Genomic DNA, 2,948 nt, shown 5'->3' on the forward strand with positions numbered 1-2,948 from the left:
GCGAGATCCCCACCCCGATCCTGGCCGAGATGCTCGCCCTGCACCCGAACACCGCCGCGCGCTGGGCCGCTCTCGCAGCCCGCGACTGGAGCCGGTACATCGCGCAGCGACATTGACACGGACTCCACACCGGCCCCTCTGACGACTCCACTCCAGGTGTGCCCCCATGGAATGAGCCCGTGTTGAGCGACGCTTTGGCTGACCACGTCGGGGGGTGCGGGGGTCACTGTGGTTGACGACGCGTGATTTGAGGAGGGTCTCTACGGTTGGCGTCAAGAGCGCGATGATGCGCTGAGGACGCGCGACGGCCCTCCCTAGCTTTGGCGAGCAGGAGGGCCGTCACTTGGTGCTTGGAGGGCACCCATGCTGATGGTAGGGAACGACCCTGTCGAGGTCGAAAGGTCGCTGGTAGCCGGGGAGCTGGTGTGCCCGTCATGCTCAGGTGCGCTGGGGCCCTGGGGGAACGCTCGGTGGCGGTCCTCGCGGGGGCCGGCCGGGACGGTGCGGCACCGTCCGCGGCGGGGCCGGTGTGCCTCGTGCGGGGGCACGCACGTGCTGCTTGCGCAGGGGTGGTTGTCGCGGCGCGCGGACGCGGCCTGCGTGATCGGGGCCGCGCTGGAGGCCAAGGCGGCCGGGGCCGGTCATCGGAGCATCGCGAGGCGGCTGGGCCGGCCGGTGTCCACGGTGCGGGGCTGGCTGCGCCGCTTCGCCGTGCGGGCCGAGCAGACCAGGGCCGGGTTCACCCGGCTGCTGCACGAACTGGACCCGTTGGCGGGGCCGCTGCAGCCGCGGGCCTGCCCGGTCGGTGACGCGGTCGAGGTGATCGGGCGGGCCGCCGCCGCGGCGGTCCTACGGCTGTGTCCGCAGCCGCCGTGGGAGTTCGCCGCGCGGGTCACCGGTGGGCGGTTGCTGGCCCCGCTGACCGGCGGTAAGGGGTGAGCAACACGAGTTGACCCCTGCCGCTGCCCGTGGTGGTGCGGGCACCCTTTCGGCGGACCAGTTCGGAACCAGGAGAGGGCAAGTGGATGAGTGAGCGACACAGACCGGGCGATGATGCGGCGCGCCGGGCCGAGCGGGCCAGGGACGTGGCGTTGTTCCGGTACGCGCTGATCCGGGAAGCCGCGGACGCCTCGTTGAGCACCCGGGCGCGCGGGGTGCTGGTGCGCGACCTCGCCGGGCGTGAGCACACCGGGCCGTTCGGGGGCAAGGTCATGGTCTCGCGGGTGAGCCTGGACCGGTGGGTGCGGGCCTGGCGCACCGGTGGGTTCGACGCGTTGGTGCCCTCCGCGCGGCACGCGCAGCCGCGCACCCCATCGACGGTGTTGGAGCTCGCGGTCGCGCTCAAGCGGGAGGTCCCGGCGCGCACCGCCGCGCAGGTCGTCGCGATCCTGACCGAGCACGGCGTGTCGGTGGCGCCCTCTGCGCGCACGCTGCAGCGGCACTTCGCCCGCCTGGAGCTGAACACCCGCCCGGACGGCGCCGGCCCGGGAGCCTTCGGCCGGTTCGAGGCTGCGACGGTCAACGAGCGGTGGACCGGGGACGCGCTGCACGGGCCGGTCATCGCCGGGCGCAAGACGTACCTGATGGCGTTCATCGACGACCACTCCCGGGCCCTGGTGGGGTACCGGTGGGGCCACAGCGAGGACATGCTCCACCTCGCCGCGGCGCTGCGCTCCGGGCTGGCCTCGCGGGGGGTCCCGCAGGTGGTGTACCTGGACAACGGGTCCGCGATGATCTCCCGGCAGCTGCTGCGCGCGCTGGCCGTCCTGGGGATCCGGTTGACTCACTCCCGGCCTGGCCAGCCCCAGGGGCGCGGGAAGATCGAACGGTTCTTCCGCACCGTGCGCGAGCAGTTCCTCCTCGAGCTGAGCGCCCCCAGCGCAACCAGGCAGGTCGGCGACCTCGCGGGGTTGAACGAGGCGTTCACGGCCTGGGTCGAAACGGTGTACCACCAGCGGGTCCACACCGAAACCGGGCAGGCACCCCTAGCGAGGTTCCTGGCCGCCGGGGCCCCGCAGGCCCCGACCCCGGCCGTCCTGCGGGAGGCGTTCTTGTGGTCCGAGCACCGGGCGGTGACCAAGACGGCGACGGTGTCCCTGCACGGCAACACCTACGAGGTCGACGCCGCCCTGATCGGCCGCCGCGTCGAGCTCGTCTTCGACCCGTTCGACCTCACCGACATTCGCGTGCGCTACGCCGGACGCGACCTCGGCACCGCGATCCCGCACGTCATCGGCCGGCACGTGCACCCCGCCGCCAAGACCACCGAGCAGACCTCGGTGCCGGTCACCGGGATCGACTACCTCGCCTTGGTCCGGGCCCGGCACACCACCACCCTGGCCAGCACGCGCGTGGACTACGCCGCGCTGGCCGCGCCCTCGGCGGCTCACGGCGTCCTGCCGGGACAGACCGACCTGCTGGACCTGCTCGAGCACCCCGACGACACCGACCGCCCTGATCGCGACCTGCAGGAGCTCTCATGACACTGGACCGCCTCCAAGCCCACTACGGCTTCACCCGCATGCCGTTCGGTCGGGCCCTGGCCCCCGGCATGCTGCACCGGCACACCGCCCACGCCGAAGCCGTCGCCCGCATCTCGTGGTGCATCACCGAACGCGCCCTCGGGGTAGTCACCGGCGAGGTCGGCGCAGGCAAGACCGTCGCCGTGCGGGCCGCGATCGCCGCCCTGGACACCTCCCGGCACACCACCATCTACCTGGGCAACCCCGCCGTCGGCGGCCGCGGCCTCTACGGCGGGATCGTCACCGCCCTGGGCGGCGTACCCCGCTTCCACAAAGCCGCCCTCATCCCACAGACCGCGGACCTGCTCGCCGCCGAGGAACACGAACGAGGACGCACCGTCGTCCTCATCCTCGACGAAGCACACCTCCTCACCGGCGACCAGCTCGAAGAGCTCCGCCTGCTGACCAACGCCGACATGGACTCCC

3 protein-coding genes are annotated in these 2,948 nt (G+C 72.7%); all 3 read left to right on the plus strand.

Annotation, left to right across the window (positions count from 1 at the left end):
* Positions 1-600 precede the first annotated feature (600 nt).
* Positions 601-939 carry a helix-turn-helix domain-containing protein gene (locus tag PLL68_RS13515; protein WP_324534937.1) on the plus strand — a complete coding sequence of 113 codons (339 nt, stop codon included), beginning with the start codon at positions 601-603 and terminating at the stop codon, positions 937-939.
* Positions 940-1,025: 86 nt separating this feature from the next.
* On the plus strand, positions 1,026-2,483 hold the full coding sequence (locus PLL68_RS13520) for a DDE-type integrase/transposase/recombinase (protein WP_324534939.1): 1,458 nt from the start codon (positions 1,026-1,028) through the stop codon (positions 2,481-2,483).
* Positions 2,480-2,948 (plus strand): ExeA family protein (locus PLL68_RS13525; protein ID WP_324534941.1); only part of this gene is annotated, 469 nt, incomplete at its 3' end. The genes PLL68_RS13520 and PLL68_RS13525, both read left to right, overlap by 4 nt.

The sequence above is a fragment of the Ornithinibacter sp. genome, from assembly GCF_035443565.1.
Taxonomy (GTDB): Bacteria; Actinomycetota; Actinomycetes; order Actinomycetales; family Dermatophilaceae; genus Fodinibacter.